This window comes from Pseudomonas sp. E1BtOHC1 (assembly GCF_058744285.1).
The window spans coordinates 6,991,182-7,010,885 of sequence record NZ_CP196023.1; the positions used below are offsets into that span (position 1 = coordinate 6,991,182).

Annotated in this window: 18 protein-coding genes; 7 read left to right on the forward strand and 11 right to left on the reverse strand. The window is 60.8% G+C overall.

What is annotated here, in order from left to right:
- Positions 1 to 27: 27 nt before the first annotated feature.
- Both ACSSVC_RS31685 and lnt read left to right on the forward strand, forming a co-directional pair.
- Positions 28 to 867 (forward strand): CorC family transporter, encoded by an 840-nt coding sequence (locus ACSSVC_RS31685; RefSeq protein ID WP_011063653.1) that lies wholly within the window; start codon positions 28 to 30, stop codon positions 865 to 867.
- A gap of 190 nt (positions 868 to 1,057) precedes the next feature.
- A complete protein-coding gene (lnt, locus tag ACSSVC_RS31690) occupies positions 1,058 to 2,581 on the forward strand; it encodes an apolipoprotein N-acyltransferase (protein ID WP_404940110.1) in 1,524 nt (507 codons plus the stop codon).
- A 45-nt stretch (positions 2,582 to 2,626) separates the two neighbouring features.
- Here the strand turns inward: lnt and ACSSVC_RS31695 are convergent, their stop codons facing one another.
- Together ACSSVC_RS31695 and ACSSVC_RS31700 are read right to left on the reverse strand one after the other, a co-directional pair.
- Positions 2,627 to 3,388 carry a YdcF family protein gene (locus ACSSVC_RS31695; protein WP_346635676.1) on the reverse strand — a complete coding sequence of 254 codons (762 nt, stop codon included), beginning with the start codon at positions 3,386 to 3,388 and terminating at the stop codon, positions 2,627 to 2,629.
- Between the two features lie 125 nt (positions 3,389 to 3,513).
- On the reverse strand, positions 3,514 to 3,834 hold the full coding sequence (locus tag ACSSVC_RS31700) for a hypothetical protein (RefSeq protein WP_346635675.1): 321 nt from the start codon (positions 3,832 to 3,834) through the stop codon (positions 3,514 to 3,516).
- A gap of 260 nt (positions 3,835 to 4,094) precedes the next feature.
- On the opposite strand from ACSSVC_RS31700, the gene leuS reads away from it, so the two are divergent.
- The 5 genes from leuS to ACSSVC_RS31725 all read left to right on the forward strand — a co-directional run bounded on the left by leuS (position 4,095) and on the right by ACSSVC_RS31725 (position 10,119).
- Positions 4,095 to 6,701 carry a leucine--tRNA ligase gene (gene leuS / locus ACSSVC_RS31705; protein ID WP_492611866.1) on the forward strand — a complete coding sequence of 869 codons (2,607 nt, stop codon included), beginning with the start codon at positions 4,095 to 4,097 and terminating at the stop codon, positions 6,699 to 6,701.
- An 89-nt stretch (positions 6,702 to 6,790) separates the two neighbouring features.
- Positions 6,791 to 7,396: an LPS-assembly lipoprotein LptE gene (locus ACSSVC_RS31710; protein ID WP_346635673.1), complete on the forward strand. Its 606-nt coding sequence runs from the start codon at positions 6,791 to 6,793 to the stop codon at positions 7,394 to 7,396.
- 39 nt (positions 7,397 to 7,435) lie between these two features.
- Positions 7,436 to 8,473: a DNA polymerase III subunit delta gene (holA, locus tag ACSSVC_RS31715; RefSeq protein WP_115581007.1), complete on the forward strand. Its 1,038-nt coding sequence runs from the start codon at positions 7,436 to 7,438 to the stop codon at positions 8,471 to 8,473.
- Positions 8,474 to 8,571: 98 nt separating this feature from the next.
- Positions 8,572 to 8,733: an alternative ribosome rescue factor ArfA gene (arfA, locus tag ACSSVC_RS31720; RefSeq protein ID WP_007927093.1), complete on the forward strand. Its 162-nt coding sequence runs from the start codon at positions 8,572 to 8,574 to the stop codon at positions 8,731 to 8,733.
- A 63-nt stretch (positions 8,734 to 8,796) separates the two neighbouring features.
- The gene (locus tag ACSSVC_RS31725; protein WP_446440397.1) at positions 8,797 to 10,119 is read left to right on the forward strand and encodes a lytic murein transglycosylase; all 1,323 of its coding nucleotides are present in this window, start codon (positions 8,797 to 8,799) and stop codon (positions 10,117 to 10,119) included.
- A 43-nt stretch (positions 10,120 to 10,162) separates the two neighbouring features.
- Here the strand turns inward: ACSSVC_RS31725 and ACSSVC_RS31730 are convergent, their stop codons facing one another.
- The 9 genes from ACSSVC_RS31730 to mrdA all read right to left on the reverse strand — a co-directional run bounded on the left by ACSSVC_RS31730 (position 10,163) and on the right by mrdA (position 19,695).
- Positions 10,163 to 11,110 carry a S66 peptidase family protein gene (locus ACSSVC_RS31730; RefSeq protein ID WP_492611867.1) on the reverse strand — a complete coding sequence of 316 codons (948 nt, stop codon included), beginning with the start codon at positions 11,108 to 11,110 and terminating at the stop codon, positions 10,163 to 10,165.
- A 162-nt stretch (positions 11,111 to 11,272) separates the two neighbouring features.
- Positions 11,273 to 12,295 carry a lipoyl synthase gene (lipA, locus tag ACSSVC_RS31735; RefSeq protein WP_102865352.1) on the reverse strand — a complete coding sequence of 341 codons (1,023 nt, stop codon included), beginning with the start codon at positions 12,293 to 12,295 and terminating at the stop codon, positions 11,273 to 11,275.
- A 1-nt stretch (position 12,296) separates the two neighbouring features.
- Entirely contained in the window at positions 12,297 to 12,944 is a 648-nt protein-coding gene (gene lipB, locus ACSSVC_RS31740) for a lipoyl(octanoyl) transferase LipB (RefSeq protein ID WP_123724387.1), read from the reverse strand.
- Positions 12,944 to 13,219, reverse strand: a complete 276-nt coding sequence (locus ACSSVC_RS31745) for a DUF493 domain-containing protein (protein WP_025129297.1) — start codon at positions 13,217 to 13,219, stop codon at positions 12,944 to 12,946. Before ACSSVC_RS31745 ends, lipB begins: the two co-directional genes overlap by 1 nt.
- A gap of 81 nt (positions 13,220 to 13,300) precedes the next feature.
- Positions 13,301 to 14,458 (reverse strand): D-alanyl-D-alanine carboxypeptidase family protein, encoded by a 1,158-nt coding sequence (locus ACSSVC_RS31750; protein WP_025129298.1) that lies wholly within the window; start codon positions 14,456 to 14,458, stop codon positions 13,301 to 13,303.
- Between the two features lie 177 nt (positions 14,459 to 14,635).
- A complete protein-coding gene (locus ACSSVC_RS31755) occupies positions 14,636 to 15,637 on the reverse strand; it encodes a septal ring lytic transglycosylase RlpA family protein (RefSeq protein ID WP_492611868.1) in 1,002 nt (333 codons plus the stop codon).
- Complete coding sequence (gene mltB / locus ACSSVC_RS31760; RefSeq protein WP_185073441.1) at positions 15,637 to 16,659, reverse strand: lytic murein transglycosylase B; 1,023 nt, start codon at positions 16,657 to 16,659, stop codon at positions 15,637 to 15,639. The genes ACSSVC_RS31755 and mltB overlap by 1 nt, the downstream gene beginning before the upstream one ends.
- A gap of 5 nt (positions 16,660 to 16,664) precedes the next feature.
- Positions 16,665 to 17,768, reverse strand: coding sequence for a rod shape-determining protein RodA (gene rodA, locus ACSSVC_RS31765; protein ID WP_492612598.1), 1,104 nt, complete (start codon positions 17,766 to 17,768; stop codon positions 16,665 to 16,667).
- Between the two features lie 31 nt (positions 17,769 to 17,799).
- Positions 17,800 to 19,695 carry a penicillin-binding protein 2 gene (gene mrdA / locus ACSSVC_RS31770; RefSeq protein ID WP_346635669.1) on the reverse strand — a complete coding sequence of 632 codons (1,896 nt, stop codon included), beginning with the start codon at positions 19,693 to 19,695 and terminating at the stop codon, positions 17,800 to 17,802.
- Positions 19,696 to 19,704 lie beyond the last annotated feature (9 nt).

Genomic DNA, 19,704 nt, shown 5'->3' on the forward strand with positions numbered 1-19,704 from the left:
AATAACCAAGGATTCAGAGCAATCGCTATGAGCGAAGATCGATCGAGCAACGGGCAAAAGTCATGGCTGGGCAAACTGACCCAGGCTTTTGCCCATGAGCCGAAAAACCGCCAGGAGCTGCTGGAGCTGCTGCGCGAAGCCCATCAGAACAAATTGCTGGACAGCGAAGCGCTGGCCATCGTCGAAGGCGCCATCCAGGTAGCTGACCTGCAAGTCCGGGACATCATGGTTCCGCGCTCGCAGATGATCAGCATCAAGGCGACCCAGACACCACGGGAGTTCCTGCCTGCGGTCATCGATTCGGCGCACTCGCGCTACCCGGTGATCGGTGAAAGCCATGACGACGTGATGGGCGTCCTGCTGGCCAAGGACCTGCTGCCGCTGATCCTCAAGGAGAACGGCGACAGCTTCAACATCAAGGATCTGCTGCGCCCGGCGACCTTCGTCCCCGAGTCCAAGCGCCTGAACGTGCTGCTGCGCGAGTTCCGCGCCAACCACAACCACATGGCCATCGTCATCGACGAATACGGCGGAGTGGCAGGCCTGGTGACCATCGAAGACGTGCTGGAACAGATCGTCGGCGACATCGAGGACGAGCACGACGTCGAGGAAGACAGTTACATCAAACCGCTTCCCAGCGGCGACTTCCTGATCAAGGCGCTGACGCCGATCGAGAACTTCAACGAGTTTTTCGACAGCGACTTCTCCGATGACGAATTCGATACCGTCGGCGGCCTGGTGATGAGTGCTTTCGGCCACTTGCCAAAACGCAACGAAATCACTGAAATCGGCGCCTATCGCTTCCGCGTGCTCAACGCCGACAGCCGGCGGATTCATCTGCTGCGCCTGACCCCCATCTCCCGCTAGGGACAAGGGTCATCAGCCCTCCCCCGCACAGAATCATCGTCCCAAGGCCAACCACCAGGCCCCGGGACGACAGATCTCGGGGGCGGACTGTCAAACAGCGCCGCAGGGTTCGCCACTCATCTGAATCCACCCACCCCATCTCCTCGCGCCCCGCCCGGTGCGAAACAGGAAAGAGCTGATGAAACGCCTCTTGCAGCGCTCAACCCGACCCGGCTGGCCCGGCAACCTGCTGGCCGTTGCAGCCGGCGCCATCACCACCCTGGCCTTGGCGCCCTACGACATCTGGCCCCTGGCGCTGCTGGCAGTGGGACTGTTCTATGCCGGTCTGCGGGAGCTCACGCCCCGCCAGGCTCTGGGCCGTGGCTGGTGCTTCGGTTTCGGCCTGTTCGGCGCCGGCACCAGCTGGATCTACGTCAGCATCCACACCTACGGCGGTGCGTCCGCGCTGCTTGCCGGCCTGCTGATGCTGGCCTTCATCGCCGCCATTGCCTGGTTTTTCGCCCTGCCCGCCTGGCTTTGGGCCCGCTGGCTGCGGCGCAACGAAGCCCCTCTGGCGGACGCTCTGGCATTCGCCGCCCTGTGGCTGGGACAGGAAGCGTTTCGCGGCTGGTTCCTCACCGGCTTCCCCTGGCTCTACTCCGGCTACAGCCAGCTCGACGGTCCCCTGGCAGGACTCGCACCTGTGGGCGGCATCTGGCTGATTTCCTTCTCCCTGGCGTTGACCGCTGCGTTGCTCTACAACCTGCCGCGCCTGATCAAGGCCGGACGCAAGGGGTTTATCGCCGCCGGCCTGTTGCTGCTGGCTGCGCCCTGGGTAGTTGGCCTGGCACTCAAAGGTCACGCCTGGACCAGCCCTTCGGGTGATCCGCTTTCGGTCGCCGCCATCCAGGGCAATATCGAACAAAGCATGAAATGGGACCCGGCCGAGCTCAATGCCCAGTTGGCCCTGTACCGCGACATGAGTTTCAGCAGCAAGCGCGTGGACTTGCTGGTCTGGCCGGAAACCGCCGTCCCGGTGCTCAAGGAGTCAGCCGAGGGCTACCTGACGATGATGGGCAACTTTGCCGCCGATCGTCATTCAGCGCTGATTACCGGAGTTCCGGTGCGCCAGTTGGTGCACCATGAAAAACGCTACTTCAACGGCATCACCGTAACCGGCGAAGGCGACGGCACCTACCTGAAACAGAAACTGGTGCCCTTTGGCGAGTACGTGCCCCTGCAAGAGCTGCTGCGCGGCCTGATCGACTTCTTCAACCTGCCGATGTCGGACTTTGCCCGCGGTCCGGCCGACCAGCCACTGCTGCAAGCCAAGGGGTATCGGATTGCGCCGTTCATTTGCTACGAAGTGGTCTACCCTGAGTTCGCCGCCGGCCTCTCGGCCCGCAGCGACCTACTGCTGACCATCAGCAACGACACCTGGTTCGGCACCTCCATCGGCCCTCTGCAGCATTTGCAGATGGCTCAGATGCGCGCCCTGGAAGCCGGGCGCTGGATGATCCGCGCCACCAATAACGGAGTCACCGGGCTGATCGATCCGTTCGGCAAGATCACCGTGCAGATTCCACAGTTCGAGCGTGGCATTCTCTATGGCGAAGTGGTGCCCATGCACAACCTAACGCCGTACTTGCAGTGGCGCTCATGGCCGCTGGCAGTGCTCTGCGCCCTGCTGTTTGGCTGGGCCTTGCTGGCCAGCCGTATTGCCAAGACCGTCTAGAAACCGTCGCCCGCAAGCCGGCTCCTGTTGGAGTCGGCGCGGTGATCAGCGATAAAAGAGGCGATAGCCTAACTGGCCCACCGCCTCGTTCAGCAACTGGCCGCTCTGCCAGATCGACTTGAACTCCGGCATCCAGCCTCCCAACGGGCGGGCGTTGTCCACCCCCAGAAAACCTACCGGTGCCGGCACTACGACAAATCCTGCGCGCTCAAAACTCCAGACGGAACGGGGCATGTGCCAGGCCTGGGTCACTACCACCACGCGCTTGATACCCAATGGCTGCAAGACTTCGGCGCTGAACTGGGCGTTTTCCCATGTGGTGCGGCTGCGACCTTCCTGCCAACGCACGTGCACACCAAAGTCATTGAGCAGTGATTCGGCCATCAGTGCAGCCTCGGTGGGCGGCGTGCCGTAATGCAGGCCGCCACTGGTCAACAGGGGCAATCCGGAAGCCTTGGCCAGCCGAGCAGCATAACGCTCGCGCTCCAAACCCACGCCGGTGGGCTGGTCAGAACCCCAAGCCGGGTCACCCCGCTCACGGCCGGAACCCAGGACTACGATCGCATCCGCCTGCTCTGCCAGGCTGGCCCATTGACTCTGTGGCAAGGGCGGTAACCGTTCAAGCCCACGAGCTCCCCACTCCACCATTACCGGCAGGCTCATCAACCAGAAGCCACCCAACCCCAGAACAAAGCACCCTCGCGCCAATCGAGGCCTGGAACGACGCAGGCTCCAGGCGAGCAGAAGCAACAGCAAGAGAATGCCGGGCGGCAGCAGTAACTGTTTGATGAAATAGCGAAAAGGCATCGAGCATCTCCAAAAGATGCTCGAAGCCTAATGGGGATACCCATGCGGCAACAACCGCTGCCAGGCACTTTTGCTTTCGAGGTCCTCGGACACGACCTCGCTCAACCCAATAAAGGGCTCGGGACCTACTTGAACTGCTGGGACCGGACGTTTACCGAATCCCTGTGGGGCGCCTGATCCTTCAACCAAATGACCTTGGCCGAACGGGGCATTTCCTGGTGTTGCAGACTGCTCGATACATTGACCTGCATTTCATGCTGACTGCGGGCCAGGTAGACCCTGATCAATTCGAACTCAGCAGGGCTCAACCCCCGCAACTCCAACTCGGCCGGCCGTTCATTGCGCAATCGATCCGCAGTTTTTGCCGCATCCAGGGCCAGAGCCAGTCGATTCAGCAGCCTTTCATACACCTGCGGTTCTGTTACTTTTCGCTGCGATTCAAGCATCCGTTCACCTCATCGAAGATAAGAATCACTCCCCTTTTTGAGCTTAGTCGGACAGCTGAAAGCGACGCGCCGCCGCGACCAACGGCCCGCGCGAACAATCAGGGTTTCCCTCCGCAGAGTGCGGTCATGTATGCTACGGCGCTTCCTGTAACTCCACTTCCAGCTCCACCGGGCACTGAAAAACGCCGTATTTGGCGCCATCACCACCCGAGGTTGCGTTGAAGAGGATTAGGCCACCCCTATTCAGTACAAAAGTAGCCATGCACGAACACTATCAGCCCCGTGAAATCGAAGCCGCCGCCCAGTCGTTTTGGGATGAGCAAAAGTCCTTTGAAGTCAGTGAACAGCCAGGCAAGGAAACTTACTACTGCCTATCGATGTTCCCTTACCCCAGCGGCAAGCTACACATGGGGCACGTGCGCAACTACACCATCGGCGACGTGATTTCCCGCTACCAGCGCATGCAAGGCAAGAACGTCCTGCAACCCATGGGTTGGGACGCCTTCGGCATGCCGGCGGAAAACGCTGCGATGAAGAACAACGTCGCACCAGCCAAATGGACCTACGAAAACATCGCCTACATGAAGACCCAGCTGCGCAGCCTGGGCCTGGCGGTGGATTGGTCTCGTGAGGTCACCACCTGCAAGCCGGACTACTACCGCTGGGAACAGTGGCTGTTCACCCGCCTGTTCGAAAAAGGCGTGATCTACCGTAAGAACGGCACCGTGAACTGGGACCCGGTCGACCAGACCGTCCTGGCCAACGAACAGGTAATCGATGGCCGCGGCTGGCGCTCCGGCGCGCTGATCGAGAAGCGCGAAATTCCGATGTACTACTTCAAGATCACTGCTTACGCGGATGAGCTGCTGGAGAGTCTCGACGAGCTGCCGGGCTGGCCCGAGCAGGTTAAGACCATGCAACGCAACTGGATCGGCAAGTCCCGTGGCATGGAAGTGCAGTTCCCCTACGACCAGGCGTCGATCGGTGAAACCGGCACCCTGAAAGTCTTTACCACCCGTCCGGACACCCTGATGGGCGCGACTTACGTCGCCGTCGCGGCCGAACACCCGCTGGCCACCCTGGCCGCCCGGAACAACCCCGAGCTGCAAGCATTCATTGCCGAATGCAAAGGCGGCAGCGTTGCCGAAGCCGACATGGCGACCCAGGAGAAAAAAGGTCTGCCGACCTCGCTGTTCGTCGAGCACCCACTGACTGGCGAGAAGCTCCCGGTCTGGGTCGCCAACTACGTGCTGATGCACTATGGCGATGGCGCAGTAATGGCGGTGCCGGCCCACGATGAGCGCGACTTCGAATTCGCCAGCAAGTACAGCCTGCCGATCAAGGCCGTGGTGCGCACCAGTGCCGGCGATGAGACCCCTGCTCCATGGCAGGATGCTTACGGCGAACACGGTGAACTGATCAATTCCGGCGAATTCAACGGCCTGGACTTCCCTGGCGCGTTCGACGCAATCGAAGTGGCCCTGTTGAAGAAGAACCTCGGCCAATCGCGCACCCAGTTCCGCCTGCGGGACTGGGGCATCAGCCGTCAGCGTTACTGGGGCTGCCCGATCCCGATCATCCACTGCGACAGCTGCGGCGATGTGCCGGTGCCGGAAGACCAATTGCCGGTCGTGTTGCCGGAAGATGTGGTGCCGGACGGCGCCGGTTCGCCCCTGGCACGCATGCCCGAGTTCTACGAGTGCAGTTGCCCGAAATGCGGCGCACCGGCCAAGCGTGAAACCGACACCATGGACACCTTCGTCGAATCGTCGTGGTACTACGCCCGCTACGCCTCGCCGCACTATGAAGGCGGCCTGGTGGAAAAATCGGCTGCCGACCATTGGCTGCCAGTGGACCAGTACATCGGCGGTATCGAACACGCCATCCTGCACCTGCTCTACGCGCGCTTCTTCCACAAACTGATGCGTGACGAAGGCCTGGTGAGCTCCAACGAGCCATTCAAGAACCTGCTGACCCAAGGCATGGTGATCGCCGAGACCTACTACCGTCGCGAAGCCAACGGTGCCTACACCTGGTTCAACCCGGCGGACGTCGAACTCGAACGCGACAGCAAGGCCAAGGTCATCAGCGCCAAGCTGATCGCGGACGGCCTGCCGGTGGAAATCGGCGGCACCGAGAAGATGGCCAAGTCGAAGAACAACGGCGTCGACCCACAGTCGATGATTGACCAGTTCGGCGCAGACACCTGCCGCCTGTTCATGATGTTCGCTTCGCCACCTGACATGAGTGCCGAATGGTCGGACTCCGGCGTTGAAGGCTCGCACCGTTTCCTCAAGCGCGTCTGGCGTCTGGCTCAAGCCCACGTCACCCAGGGCCTGCCGGGCACACTGGATATCGCCACCCTGAACGACGAGCAGAAAGCCATTCGCCGCTCGATCCACCAAGCCATCAAGCAGGCCAGCCACGACGTGGGCCAGAACCACAAATTCAACACCGCCATCGCCCAGGTGATGACGCTGATGAACGTGTTGGAAAAAGCCCCACAAGGTACCGAGCAGGATCGCGCACTGGTTCAGGAAGGTCTGGAAACCGTGACCTTGCTGCTGGCGCCGATCACTCCGCACATCAGCCACGAACTGTGGAATCGCCTGGGTCACGCCGACCCGGTGATCGACGCCGGCTGGCCGGTATTGGACGAAAGCGCACTGGTTCAGGACAGCCTGCAACTGGTCATCCAGGTCAACGGCAAGCTGCGCGGCCAGATCGACATGCCGGCCAGCGCCAGCCGTGAAGAAGTCGAGGCCGCGGCGCGCAGCAACGAGAACGTGCTGCGCTTCACCGAAGGTCTGACCATCCGCAAGGTCATCGTGGTGCCTGGCAAACTGGTCAACATCGTCGCCAGCTAATTGGATCAGGCGCCCGGTCCGGGACCGGGCGCCGAACAAAACCTTCAGGGCCACAAGGTTGGCCCATATGGTTTCAAGGGGAGCAATACATGATCAAACGTAACCTGCTGGTGATGGGCCTGGCTGTACTGCTGAGCGCCTGTGGCTTCCAGTTGCGCGGCACGGGAACCCAGGAGCTGACCATCAAGGAGCTCGACCTGAGTGCTCGTGACGCCTACGGCACCACCGTGAAAATGCTCCAGCAGCAACTGGAAAACAGTGGCGTACGGGTCCATGCCGGCGCGCCCTACAAGCTGGTGCTGCTGAATGAAGAAAACTCCCAGCGCACGCTCAGCTACACCGGCGGTGGCAGCTCGGCCGAATACGAGATCAGCACAACGCTCAGGTACGAGATCCTGACTCATGACAACCTGCGCCTGCTCAATGACAAGCTGGAAGTGCAGAAAGTCTTCCTGCACGACGGCAACAACATCACTGGCTCGGATCAGGAATCGTCTGAAACCCGCAAGGAAATGCGTCGCGACCTGATTCAGCGGATGCTGATCCGTCTGCAACTGCTGACCCCGGAACAGCTTGCTCAACTGCAGGCTACCGCCGAGGCCAAAGCCAAGGCAGAAGCCGAGGCCCTGGAAGCTGCACGCAAGGCTGAGGCGGAAACTCCGCAACAGTCTCCCTTGGAACTGCCGAACCAGTAAGCCTTGCGGGGCGCTCAGGCGCCCCTCTGGCCCCCGCCTATGAAACTCGCTCCCGCCCAACTCGGCAAACACCTGCAAGGCACTCTAGCGCCGGTCTACGTGATCAGCGGCGACGATCCCTTGCTGTGCCAGGAAGCCGCCGACGCCATTCGCTCTGCCGTACGCCAGCAGGGGTTCGACGAGCGCCAGGTCTTCAGCGCCGATGCCAGCTTCGACTGGGGCACCCTGCTGCAAGCAGGGGCCAGCATGTCGCTGTTCGCAGAAAAGCGCCTGCTGGAGTTGCGCTTGCCTTCGGGCAAGCCTGGGGACAAGGGCGCGGCAGCACTGATCGAATACTGCTCGCGTCCGGCCGAAGACACGGTGCTGTTGATCAGCCTGCCCAAGCTCGATGGCAGCGCGCAGAAGACCAAGTGGGGCAAGGCCCTGGTCGAAGGTGCCCAGACTCAGTTCGTGCAGATCTGGCCAGTGGACGCCAACCAGCTTCCACAGTGGATTCGCCAGCGCCTGTCCCAGGCCGGCCTGTCCGCCAGCCAGGACGCCGTGGAACTGATCGCCGCCCGGGTAGAAGGCAACCTGCTGGCGGCCGCCCAGGAAATCGAAAAGCTCAAGCTGATGGCCGAAGGCGGGCAGATCACCGTCGAAACGGTACAGGCCGCCGTGGCCGATAGTGCTCGCTTCGACGTGTTTGGGCTGGTGGATGCGATTCTCAACGGCGAGGCCGCTCATGCTTTACGCATGCTTGAAGGACTGCGAGGCGAAGGCGTCGAACCACCGGTCATTCTCTGGGCCCTGTCCCGGGAACTGCGACTGCTGGCCAACCTGGCACTGCAATTCAGTCAGGGCGTACCGCTGGACAAGGTCTTCAGTCAGGCTCGCCCTCCTGTCTGGGACAAGCGCAAACCCTTGATGAGCAAAGCCTTGCAGCGCTATTCGGCGCAACGTTGGGGCCAATTGCTCCTGGATGCCCAGCGTATCGATGCACAGATCAAGGGCCAAGCCAGCGGCTCGCCCTGGAGCAGCCTGAGCCGTCTGTCGCTGCTGATGGCCGGCCAACGCCTGGCATTGCCTGCCGAATAATCGCGCCACTAATCTTTTGCTTGCACTAGACAGCAGAGCCACTCTGGCCGATGATTCGCGCCGCAACACTTTTCCTCCTGAAAAAGCGAGCATTCACCATGAGCAAGCCATCCAAGCATGGCCCCAACAAGGCCAAGTCCATCATCGCCCAGCCACTGTTCCGCAGCCGTCAGGAACGCCCGGCCAAGGGCAAAGGCAGCTACCGCCGCGAAGCCTTCCAGTCTAAAAGCTGGGAGGCTTCTTACTTTCTGGCCGCCTGAAGCCCTGAACCCCGTTGGCATGATAAGGTCTGCACCTGATTGTTATTCTCTCTGGACCTGTGCATGCCCTTTTGTCTTTTTCGTCGTTGGCACATGCGCCAACTGATCGCTGCCTCCAGCCTTGTTCTGCTAGTCGCCTGCGCGGAGAAACCCACTGCCGCCGACGCCCAGCCGCTACCCAACCTCCAGGCAGCCCCCCTTGCCGCACCTGCTACTGTCGCGCCACTCGCCATCGACAATCTGGACATCCAGCCCACTCAGACCTTCGATGAATGGTTGAACGCCTTCCGCGCCGAAGCCTTGGGCGCCGGAGTCCGCGCGGATGTATTCGACCGCGCCTTCGCTGGGGTCACCCCGGACATGAGCGTGATCAAGGCCGACCGCAGCCAGCCGGAGTTCACCCGCCCCGTCTGGGAATACCTGGATGGCGCACTGTCGCCGGTACGGGTACGCAAGGGCCAGGCACTGCTGGTCCAATACAGCGACATCCTGCAACGAATCGAACAGCGCTATGGCGTTGATCGCCAGGCCTTGGTGGCCGTCTGGGGCATGGAGAGTAATTTCGGCGACTTCCAGGGCAACAAGTCGGTGATCCGCTCCCTGGCCACCCTGGCGTATGAAGGACGACGCCCGGCCTTTGCCAACAGTCAGCTGATTGCTGCCTTGCAGATCATTCAACACGGCGACATCCAGCCAGAGAAGATGCTGGGCTCCTGGGCCGGCGCCATGGGCCAGACCCAGTTCATTCCGACCACCTACAACACTCACGCCGTGGACTTCGACGGCGATGGTCGTCGCGACATCTGGAACAGCCCGGCTGACGCCCTGGCTTCCACCGCTCACTATCTGCAGAGCTCAGGATGGCAAAAAGGCCAGCCCTGGGGTGTTGAAGTCCAGCTCAACAGCGGCTTCGACTATGCCCTGGCCGATGCTTCCACTCGCAAGACCGTGACCGAGTGGATGCGCCTGGGGATGACAACCGCCAATGGCAAGGCGCTGCCTTACGGCTCTGAGCAATTGTCCGCATCCTTACTGCTGCCTGCGGGTTATCGGGGGCCGGCGTTCCTGATCCTGGATAACTTCCGAGCGGTGCTCAAGTACAACAACTCATCGTCCTACGCCCTGGCAGTCAACCTGCTGTCCGAACGCTTCGGCGGCGCCGGTCTGATCAGTGGCAACTGGCCCAAGGACGACCTGCCTCTGAGCCGCTCCGAGCGCATCGAACTCCAGACCCTGCTCAGCACCAACAACTACGACGCCGGCAACCCCGACGGTATCATCGGAGCCAACACCCGCAAAGCCATTCGTAGCGCCCAGCAAGCACTGGGCTGGCCCGCAGATGGCTACCCGACTCACAAGTTGCTGGACAGCCTGCGCAACCGCTAAGCCCAGAACTGGCGAAGGGGCTCTTCCTTCGCCAGGACCAGCCCTACTTGAACACCACGTCCTGCGCCAGGGTCAGCTCCCTGGCCCCTGCGTCCAACCTGACTAGAGCGCCCATGGGCAAAGTCAGGTTAGGGTCACAATGGCCACTGCGCCATCCCGCCAGCACTGGAATCCGCAGCGGCTCGAAAGTCTGCTTGAGCAGGCGGCACAAGGCGCTGAAGTCCACACCGGCCACATCCCCGACCAAGACGCCACGCAAGCTGTCCAACTTGCCGGCCAGCCGCAGGTGATTGAGCAGGCGATCTATGCGATACAGTGGTTCGTTGACGTCCTCAATGAACAGGATGATGCCGTCGGTATTGATCTCATACGGGGTGCCGAGGGTACTGGCGATCATCGACAAGTTCCCGCCCAGCAAAGAGCCTAAGGCGATACCCGGCTCGATGGTGGTCAAAGGGAACGCCACCGGATGGGGCAGCAGACTGCCCGCCTTCACCTGGCCCCGGAGCAGATTGAAAAAGCACGCCTCGGTTGGCGGTTGCTTGTCACCTAGCAGGTCGGCATTGAGCATCGGCCCGTGAAAGCTCACAAACCCTGCATAGCGGTTGATCGCCAGGTGCAGGGCAGTGATATCGCTGTAGCCGACAAAGGGTTTTGGATTGCGCCGCAGCAACTCAAAGTCGATTTTGTCCAGCAAACGCGGGCTGCCGTAACCCCCGCGCAGGCACAGAATGGCATCGATGTCGCTATCGGTAAACGCGCTGTGCAAGTCATCGAGACGCACCTCGTCGCTGCCGGCCAGGTATCCCTCTTGCTGCCCTACACCGGGAAAAATCCGCAGCGTATAACCCCGGGAACGCATCCATTGAAAGGCTTTTTCGGTATCCAGCGCTGCGGGACCGGCAGGGGCGATAAGGCCGATGACGCCTTCCGCAGCCAGTGCCGGCACCGGCAGGTGAGCATGAAGGGCAGCAGTCGGTTGGATGGGCATGCAGATTCTCCCTGTGTGAGTTCACTCAAGCACAGTAGCCATGAATCTCGTTAAACAGAAGAGGAGGAGGCGACCGGGTGGACGAAAAAACAACTGAGACGGAAGAGGTGCTCGAAAGAGCCGGGAAACTGCCCGCAAGACCCAAGCCTTGCGGGCAGCAAATCAGGAAACCAGGCCTTCTCGGGCCAGTTTCGCTTGTTCGTCGGCGTGATACGAGGAACGTACCAGCGGGCCCGAAGCGACATTCTTGAAGCCCATCTTGTAGCCTTCCTCGGCGAACCAGGCGAAGGTATCCGGGTGCACGAAGCGCTGAACCGGCAAGTGGTTGCGGGACGGCTGCAGGTACTGGCCAAGGGTCAGCATATCGATGTCGTGCTCACGCATGCGCTTCATGACTTCGATGACTTCGTCGTCGGTTTCGCCCAGGCCCAGCATCAAGCCAGACTTGGTCGGTACATGGGGCACCAGTTGCTTGAACTTCTGCAGCAAAGTCAGCGACCACTGGTAGTCCGAGCCCGGACGCGCAGCCTTGTACAGGCGCGGCACGGTTTCCAGGTTGTGGTTGAACACATCCGGAGGCGTGGCAGCGGTGATTTCCAGGGCTACATCCATGCGACCGCGGTAGTCGGGCACCAGGGTTTCCAACTGTACGTTCGGCGACAGCTTGCGGATCTCGCGAATGCAGTCGGCAAAGTGCTGAGCACCGCCGTCACGCAGGTCGTCGCGGTCCACCGAAGTGATCACCACATACTTCAGGCGCAGGTCGGCGATGGCCACTGCCAGATTCATCGGCTCGTCAACATCCAGAGGTTTCGGACGGCCGTGGCCAACGTCACAGAACGGGCAGCGACGGGTGCAGATGTCGCCCATGATCATGAAGGTCGCGGTACCGCCGGAGAAACATTCGCCCAGGTTCGGGCAGGATGCTTCTTCGCAGACGCTGTGCAGTTTGTGCTTGCGCAGCAGTTGCTTGATCCGGTCGACTTCCGGGGATACCGGAATCCGCACCCGGATCCAGTCCGGTTTCTTCGGCAGTTCGGTGGTCGGAATGATCTTCACCGGAATGCGCGCAACCTTTTCCGCACCGCGCAATTTGACGCCGGCTTCAACTTTCGGACGCGGCGCCCGCTCGGAGACATCCACCGTCGGGATCAGGGTTTGAACAGCGTCTTGCGCAGTAGTCATATCAGTCGATTCCGCCCGTTAGGGTCGTCTGCTCAGCATAGTCGAGGTGTTTGACGAGCTGCGCACGCAGCCGGGCACTTACCTCGGCAAATTCAATCGGCCCTGCATGGTCGCTTAGCTGGGTCATCGCCAACCCGGCATAACCACAGGGGTTAATCCGTCGAAACGGCTGCAAATCCATATCCACGTTCAAGGCCAGACCGTGAAAGGAGCATCCGTGACGGATACGCAGGCCCAGGGAAGCGATTTTCGCCCCATTGACGTAGACACCCGGTGCATCGGGCTTGGCCGCTGCCGCTACGCCATAACTGGCCAGCAGCTCCACCAGGCACTGTTCCATGCGACTGACTAGATCTCGTACACCGAATCCCAGCCTGCGCACGTCCAGCAACAGATAGGCGACCAATTGGCCCGGCCCGTGATAGGTCACCTGACCGCCACGATCCACCTGCACCACCGGGATATCCCCCGGAAGCAAAAGGTGCTCGGCCTTGCCCGCCTGGCCCTGAGTGAATACCTGTGGATGCTGCACCAGCCAGACCTCGTCCGGTGCACTGGTGCCGCGTTCATTGGTAAAACGCTGCATGGCATGCCAGACCGGCTCGTAAGCCATCAGGCCAAGCTCACGAAAGCCCAGCGTTTGCGGCATCACAGCACCATGTGGACGACACCGGTAGCACGCAGGGCACTATTGATATCACGCAGTTGGTCTTCACCGGTGGCGGTGATGTGCAGTTGTACCGTGGTGTACTTGCCGTTGCTACTCTGACGCTCGGCCAGGGACTTGATGTCCAGGGTGGCGTACTTGGCAAGGATCTCGATCACGGTGTCCTTGAAGCCGACAACCGTGTCACCGATCACCTTGATCGGATAGTCATCGACGGGGAATTCAATCTTGTGCGACTTAACGTCAGTGTCTGTCATGGCAGTAACGGCCTCGTAAGCCGTGGCGACGGACATGACCCCCACTCTACTTAAGAGCGAGGGCCACGCGGGTCGACAATATCAGTTGAACAAGCCGTAGAAGAATAGACGGATGCTATCCCACATGCGGCGGAAGATACCACCTTCGTCGACCGCTTCCAGGGCGATCAGGTCAGCGCTGTGCACCACCTTGTCGTCCAGTTTCACTTCGACTTTACCAATCACGTCGCCCTTGGCGATCGGCGCAACCAGTTGCGGGTTCATGGTCATGCTGGCGGCGAGCTTTTTCAACTGGCCTTTAGGCATGGTCATGGTCAGATCTTCAGCCAGACCGGCCTTGACCTGATGAGTGGTGCCCTTCCACACCGGCGCCTGAGCCAGCTCGGTGCCTTTCTGGTAGAAGGTCTGGGTTTCGAAGAAACGGAAACCGTAGGTCAGCAGCTTCTGGGTTTCGGCGGCACGAGCCTGTTCGCTGTTGGTGCCGAACACCACGGCGATCAGACGCATGCCATCACGTACTGCCGAAGACACCATGCAATAGCCGGCTTCATCGGTGTGACCGGTTTTCAGACCATCGACAGTCTTGTCGCGCCACAGCAGCAGGTTACGGTTAGGTTGCTTGATGCCGTTCCAGAAGAACTCCTTCTGCGAGTAGATCGCATAGTGGGCAGGGTCTTCGTGGATGATCGCGCGAGCCAGCACGGCCATGTCGTGGGCCGACGAGTAGTGCTCAGGGTTCGGCAGACCGGTCGGGTTCATGAAGTGGCTGTTGCTCATGCCCAGATCGGTAGCCGTCTTGTTCATCATGTCGGCAAACGCGTCTTCGCTGCCGGCAATGTGCTCGGAAACCGCAACGCTGGCGTCGTTACCGGACTGAATGATGATGCCGTGCAGCAAGTCGCTGACGGTGACTTGCGAACCCACCTTGATGAACATCCGCGACCCGCCGGTACGCCAGGCGTTCTCGCTGACGGTCACCGGATCGTTCTCGCCGATCTGGCCGCGACGGATTTCCAGGGTCGCGATGTAGGCTGTCATCAGCTTGGTCAGACTGGCCGGCGGCAGGCGCTGGTCACCATTGTTCTCCACCAGCACGTTACCGCTGCTGGCGTCCATGAGCACATAGGATTTGGCGGCCAGTTGCGGTGGCGACGGCATCGCTTCGACCGCCCAGGCGGCGGGCGTGATGATCAGCGGGACAAGCAGGCACAGGCGTTTGGCAAAGGTGGTGATGTTCATCCGTCTCTCGAAGTTGCTAATGGAAACTTGCCCGAGGGCAAAACTAATTCAGACAGCCTTCTAAAGGGCTGTCGCGTATTCAGTTGTTCACTCACTGACCCTTGCCGGGCTTTTGTTGTTCGACGAGCCAACAACCAGGGTCCGCCCCCCAATACCGCAAGCGGACCTTCAATCTTCTTACTCGGCAGTGACCACGCTGGGCTGGCCAAGGTTAGCCAGCCGCACACTGTTCTGCGCTTGCTGAGCCTCACCCGGCGTGCCGAATGGCCCCAGTCGCACTCGATGCAGCGTCTGCTGATTACGTACGATCGAGCTGATGAACACCGGGGCGCTCACCATTCCGCTCAATTTCGACCGCAGCAACTCGGCAGCGTCCGGGTTGGCGAAAGCGCCCACCTGCAGATACTGGCCAGAGGCCGCTGCAGCAGTGTTTTTCACTTGTACGGGAACCACTGCGGCAGCGTGTTGCTGGGGCGGCGGCGTCCATTGTTCGACAGCACCGGCCGAAGCCGTGATCACCGGCGCGCTATTCTGCGCCACTTGCGGCTCATTGAGCATCAACGGCGCCGGACGGCCACGCTGGGCCCACCATTGCTGCGGATCGATGCCTTCGACCTTGACCCGAGCGGTGCCTGTCTCGGCGTAGCCGAGCTTCTTTGCCGCAGCGTAGGACAGGTCGATGATGCGGTCGGAGTAGAACGGACCGCGATCGTTGACCCGCAGGATCACGCTACGATTGTTGTCCAGGTTGGTGACCTTCACGTAACTGGGCAACGGCAGGGTCTTGTGTGCAGCGCTCATGCCGTAAAGGTCATAGACCTCGCCATTGGCGGTATTCTGACCATGGAACTTGGTACCGTACCAAGACGCCGTGCCAGAGGCCACGTAGTTCTTGGATTCCTGGATGGGGAAATAGGTCTTGCCCAGCACCGTATAGGGATTGGCCTTGTACGGGCCGGTGTGCAGGGTCGGGGTCGCATCGGGAATGCGCGAGACATCGACGTCCCACCAGGGTGCGCCATCCTTGTGGGCGCGATTGACGTCCAGGCCAGGCATGGAACGCACGCCACTCGAGGACTTCTGTTGCGGCGAGCGACTCGTCGAGCAACTGACCAACAACAAGGACAACGCGGCAAAAGCCACCAGCTTCAGGGGTTTGTGGATTGGCATTGCCAGCATTACTTGACGCCCCGTGCTTGGACCAGCTGTTCAGACAACTGATGTACGGCCATGGCATACATCACGCTGCGGTTATAGCGAGTGATCGCATAAAAGTTCTTCAGGCCCATCCAGTATTCCGGGCCACTGTCACCTTCCAGACGGAAAGCGGTGACCGGCATATCATCGCGCAGCGCATCATGACTCGACCAACCCAGGGCCCGCAACTCCCCGACCGTCTTGGTCGGCTCGATCCCTGTGGTCAATCCTTCGTCCACGCGATCGCCACGCACATCGGCACGACTCACCACCGGTTCACCGGCCACCCAGCCATGACGCTTGAAGTAACTGGCGACACTGCCAATGGCATCGTCCGGGTTGGTCCAGATATTGATGTGGCCATCACCGTCGAAATCCACCGCATAGGCGCGGAAACTGCTCGGCATGAACTGCGGCAGGCCCATGGCTCCTGCGTAGGAGCCCTTGAGGCTCAGCGGATCGAGCTGCTCTTCACGGGCCAGCAGCAGGAACTCGCGCAGCTCCTTGCGGAAGAATTCGGCACGGGGCGGATAATCGAAACCCAGGGTAGATAAAGCATCGATCACCCGGTAATTACCGGTATTACGCCCAAAAAAGGTCTCAACGCCGATAATCGACACGATGACCTGGGCCGGCACGCCATATTCCTGCTCGGCGCGAGCCAGAACCGCTTCATGCTGGCGCCAGAAATCCACACCGCGAGCAATGCGCGCGTCGGTAATGAACATCGGCCGGTATTCTTTCCACTGCTTGACCCGCTCGGCAGGCCGGGAGATGGCATCAAGAATCGATTGCTTGCGCTCGGCCTCGCGGAACACGCCCATCAGCTGTTCCCCGGCGAAACCATAGTCCCGAGTCATTTCGCCAACGAATTCGGCCACTTGCGGCGAACCTTCGTAATCACCGGCGAACGCGGGTTGCGCTGCACCAAGGATGCTTACCAGACCGACCCACGGCGCATGCCGAGCAGCCCAGCCACGCATTACTTGCATTGAATTCTTCACCTTAATCAAACCTGCGCGATCCACTTGCGATGGGTATGGATCGACATCAAAACCCCAAACGCTGACAGTAGCGTCACCAGCGAAGTTCCTCCGTAGCTAATGAACGGCAACGGAACCCCCACTACCGGCAACAAGCCACTGACCATACCGATGTTGACGAAAACGTAAACAAAAAACGTCATGGTCAGGCTGCCGGCGAGCAACTTGCCGAACAAGGTCTGCGCCTGGGCAGTGATCACCAACCCGCGCCCGATCAGCAGCAGGTAGATCAGCAACAGCGCGCAGATGCCCACCAGACCGAACTCCTCGCCCATGACCGCAATAATGAAGTCAGTGTGGCTCTCCGGCAAAAAGTCCAGGTGCGACTGCGTACCCAGCAGCCAGCCCTTGCCGAAAACCCCGCCGGAACCGATGGCCGCCTTGGACTGGATAATGTTCCAGCCCGTGCCCAGAGGATCGCTCTCGGGGTCGAGAAAAGTCAGGATTCGCTGTTTCTGGTAGTCATGCATGATGAAGAACCACATGGCGATCGCCACCGGTACTGCGGCTGCCAGCACACTCAGAATCCAGCGCCAGCGCAACCCGCCCATGAACAGCACGAAGGTGCCACCGGCCAGGATCAGCAGAGCGGTGCCCAGGTCCGGCTGGCGTACGATCAGGATGAATGGAATACCGATCAATACCAGGCTGATCCCCACATGCTTGAGATTGGGCGGCAAGGTGCGCTTGGACAGGTACCAGGCGATGGTCGCCGGCATGATGATCTTCATGAACTCCGACGGCTGGAAGCGAATCACCCCAGGAATGTTGATCCAGCGGGTCGCGCCCATGGCGTTGTGACCCATGACGTCCACCACCACCAGCAACACCACACCGAACACGTAGCCCAGGGGCACCCAGCGCGCCATGAAACGCGGTTCGAATTGAGCGATGACCATCATCGACACCAAGCCGATGCCGAAGGACGTGGCCTGCTTGGCCAGCAGGTCCCAACTCTTGCCACTGGCCGAATACAGCACGAACAGGCTGCCGGCGGCCAGGGTCAGCAATAGCACCAATAGCGGGCCGTCGATATGCAGGCGCTGCAACAACGTCGCGCGACGGCGCATCACATCCTCACTGGAGAGGATGCGGTCAAAATTACTCTTCACGGGCCGTAGCCTCCGCGCTGATAGGGCTGGCGAACTCAGGCTTGAGCTGGCCGTCCTGGCCGAGAAGCCAGGCATCCATCACCTGACGCACCACGGGAGCCGCGACACCGGAGCCCGACTCACCGTTCTCGACCATGACCGAGACCACGATCTTCGGATTTTCCGCCGGGGCGAAGCCGACAAACAGGGCGTGGTCGCGATGCCGCTCTTGAACCTTGGAGCGGTCGTATTTCTCGCCCTGCTTGATCGCCACCACCTGGGCGGTACCGCTCTTGCCGGCGATCCGGTACTGCGAACCGACCGCGGCCTTGCGCGCAGTGCCTCGGGCGCCGTGCATCACCTGCTGCATGCCGTGATTGACCTTCATCCAGTCCGACGGGTCGCGCAGGACGATGTCCGGCATCGGGTTGTGATCCACCGGTTTCTCGCCTTCGATGCTCTTGGCCAGGTGCGGCCGGTTCCACTTACCTTTACTGGCAACCAGGGCGGTAGCCTGGGCCAGCTGCAACGGCGTCGACTGCATGTAACCCTGGCCGATCCCGAGAATCAGGGTTTCTCCAGGGAACCAGGCCTGACGCCGGGTGGCGCGCTTCCACTCGCGGGTCGGCATCAACCCGGGAGACTCCTCGAACATGTCCAGTGAGACCTTCTGGCCGATACCGAACTTGGTCATGTAGGCCGAGAGCCGATCGATCCCCAGCTTGTGGGCCAGGTCATAGAAATAGGTGTCGTTGGACCGCATGATCGCGGTGTCCAGGTCGACATAACCGTCACCGGTACGGTTCCAGTTGCGGTACTTGTGATCGTAGTTGGGCAGTTGGTAGTAGCCCGGGTCGTAGACGCGAGACGAGGCCGTCACCACCCCGGCGTCCAACCCGGCAATCGCCACCGCCGGCTTGATGGTCGAACCCGGCGGATACAGGCCGCGCAGCACCCGGTTGAACAGCGGCCGATCAATGGAATCACGCAATTCGGCGTAAGCCTTGAAGCTGATACCGGTGACGAACAGGTTCGGATCGAAACTCGGCTGGCTGACCATCGCCAGGACTTCACCGGTGCTCGGGTCCAGCGCCACCACCGCACCGCGGCGGCCGCCCAGAGCCAGCTCCGCGGCCTCCTGCAACTTGATATCCAGGCTCAGGACAATGTCCTTGCCGGGAATCGGGTCGGTGCGCTTGAGCACCCGCAGCACTCGACCACGGGCGTTGGTTTCAACTTCTTCGTAACCCACCTGCCCATGCAGTTCCGGCTCATAGAAGCGTTCGATGCCAGTCTTGCCGATATGGTGGGTACCGCTGTAGTTCACCGGATCAAGGGACTTCAGCTCTTTCTCGTTGATCCGTCCCATATAGCCCACGGAGTGCGCAAAATGCGCTCCCTGAGGGTAATGCCGGACCAGTTGAGCAACCACCTCCACCCCGGGCAAACGGAACTGGTTCACCGCAATGCGGGCAATCTGCTCTTCCGTCAACTCGAAGAGGATCGGCACCGGCTCGAAGGGACGCCGCCCCTGCTTCATGCGCTTTTCGAACAGCACCCGGTCTTCAGGGGTCAGTTCCAGCACCTCGACAATCACATCGAGGACCTGCTGCCAGTCACCGGAACGTTCGCGGGTCATGCTCAGGCTGAAGCTGGGCCGGTTATCAGCCACTACCACGCCATTACGGTCGAAAATAAGTCCGCGAGTCGGGGGAATCGGCTGCACATGCACCCGATTGTTCTCCGACAGCGTGGAGTGATAGTCGTACTGGATCACCTGCAGGTAATACAGCCGGGCAATCAGCACGCCAATCAGGCAGACCACCATGATGGCGCCGAACACGACCCGGCCACGCACCAGACGGGCGTCTTTTTCGTGGTCCTTGATACGGATCGGCTGGGACATTAGGGGCGC

Coding starts and splice junctions, on each gene's coding strand:
- ACSSVC_RS31685 (WP_011063653.1), top strand. CDS start 28: ATGAGCGAAGATCGATCGAGCAACGGGCAAAAGTCATGGCTGGGCAAA.
- ACSSVC_RS31695 (WP_346635676.1), bottom strand. CDS start 3,388: ATGCCTTTTCGCTATTTCATCAAACAGTTACTGCTGCCGCCCGGCATT.
- ACSSVC_RS31700 (WP_346635675.1), bottom strand. CDS start 3,834: ATGCTTGAATCGCAGCGAAAAGTAACAGAACCGCAGGTGTATGAAAGG.
- leuS (WP_492611866.1), top strand. CDS start 4,095: ATGCACGAACACTATCAGCCCCGTGAAATCGAAGCCGCCGCCCAGTCG.
- ACSSVC_RS31710 (WP_346635673.1), top strand. CDS start 6,791: ATGATCAAACGTAACCTGCTGGTGATGGGCCTGGCTGTACTGCTGAGC.
- holA (WP_115581007.1), top strand. CDS start 7,436: ATGAAACTCGCTCCCGCCCAACTCGGCAAACACCTGCAAGGCACTCTA.
- arfA (WP_007927093.1), top strand. CDS start 8,572: ATGAGCAAGCCATCCAAGCATGGCCCCAACAAGGCCAAGTCCATCATC.
- ACSSVC_RS31725 (WP_446440397.1), top strand. CDS start 8,797: ATGCCCTTTTGTCTTTTTCGTCGTTGGCACATGCGCCAACTGATCGCT.
- ACSSVC_RS31730 (WP_492611867.1), bottom strand. CDS start 11,110: ATGCCCATCCAACCGACTGCTGCCCTTCATGCTCACCTGCCGGTGCCG.
- lipA (WP_102865352.1), bottom strand. CDS start 12,295: ATGACTACTGCGCAAGACGCTGTTCAAACCCTGATCCCGACGGTGGAT.
- lipB (WP_123724387.1), bottom strand. CDS start 12,944: ATGCCGCAAACGCTGGGCTTTCGTGAGCTTGGCCTGATGGCTTACGAG.
- ACSSVC_RS31745 (WP_025129297.1), bottom strand. CDS start 13,219: ATGACAGACACTGACGTTAAGTCGCACAAGATTGAATTCCCCGTCGAT.
- ACSSVC_RS31750 (WP_025129298.1), bottom strand. CDS start 14,458: ATGAACATCACCACCTTTGCCAAACGCCTGTGCCTGCTTGTCCCGCTG.
- ACSSVC_RS31755 (WP_492611868.1), bottom strand. CDS start 15,637: ATGCTGGCAATGCCAATCCACAAACCCCTGAAGCTGGTGGCTTTTGCC.
- rodA (WP_492612598.1), bottom strand. CDS start 17,768: ATGCGCCGTCGCGCGACGTTGTTGCAGCGCCTGCATATCGACGGCCCG.
- mrdA (WP_346635669.1), bottom strand. CDS start 19,695: ATGTCCCAGCCGATCCGTATCAAGGACCACGAAAAAGACGCCCGTCTG.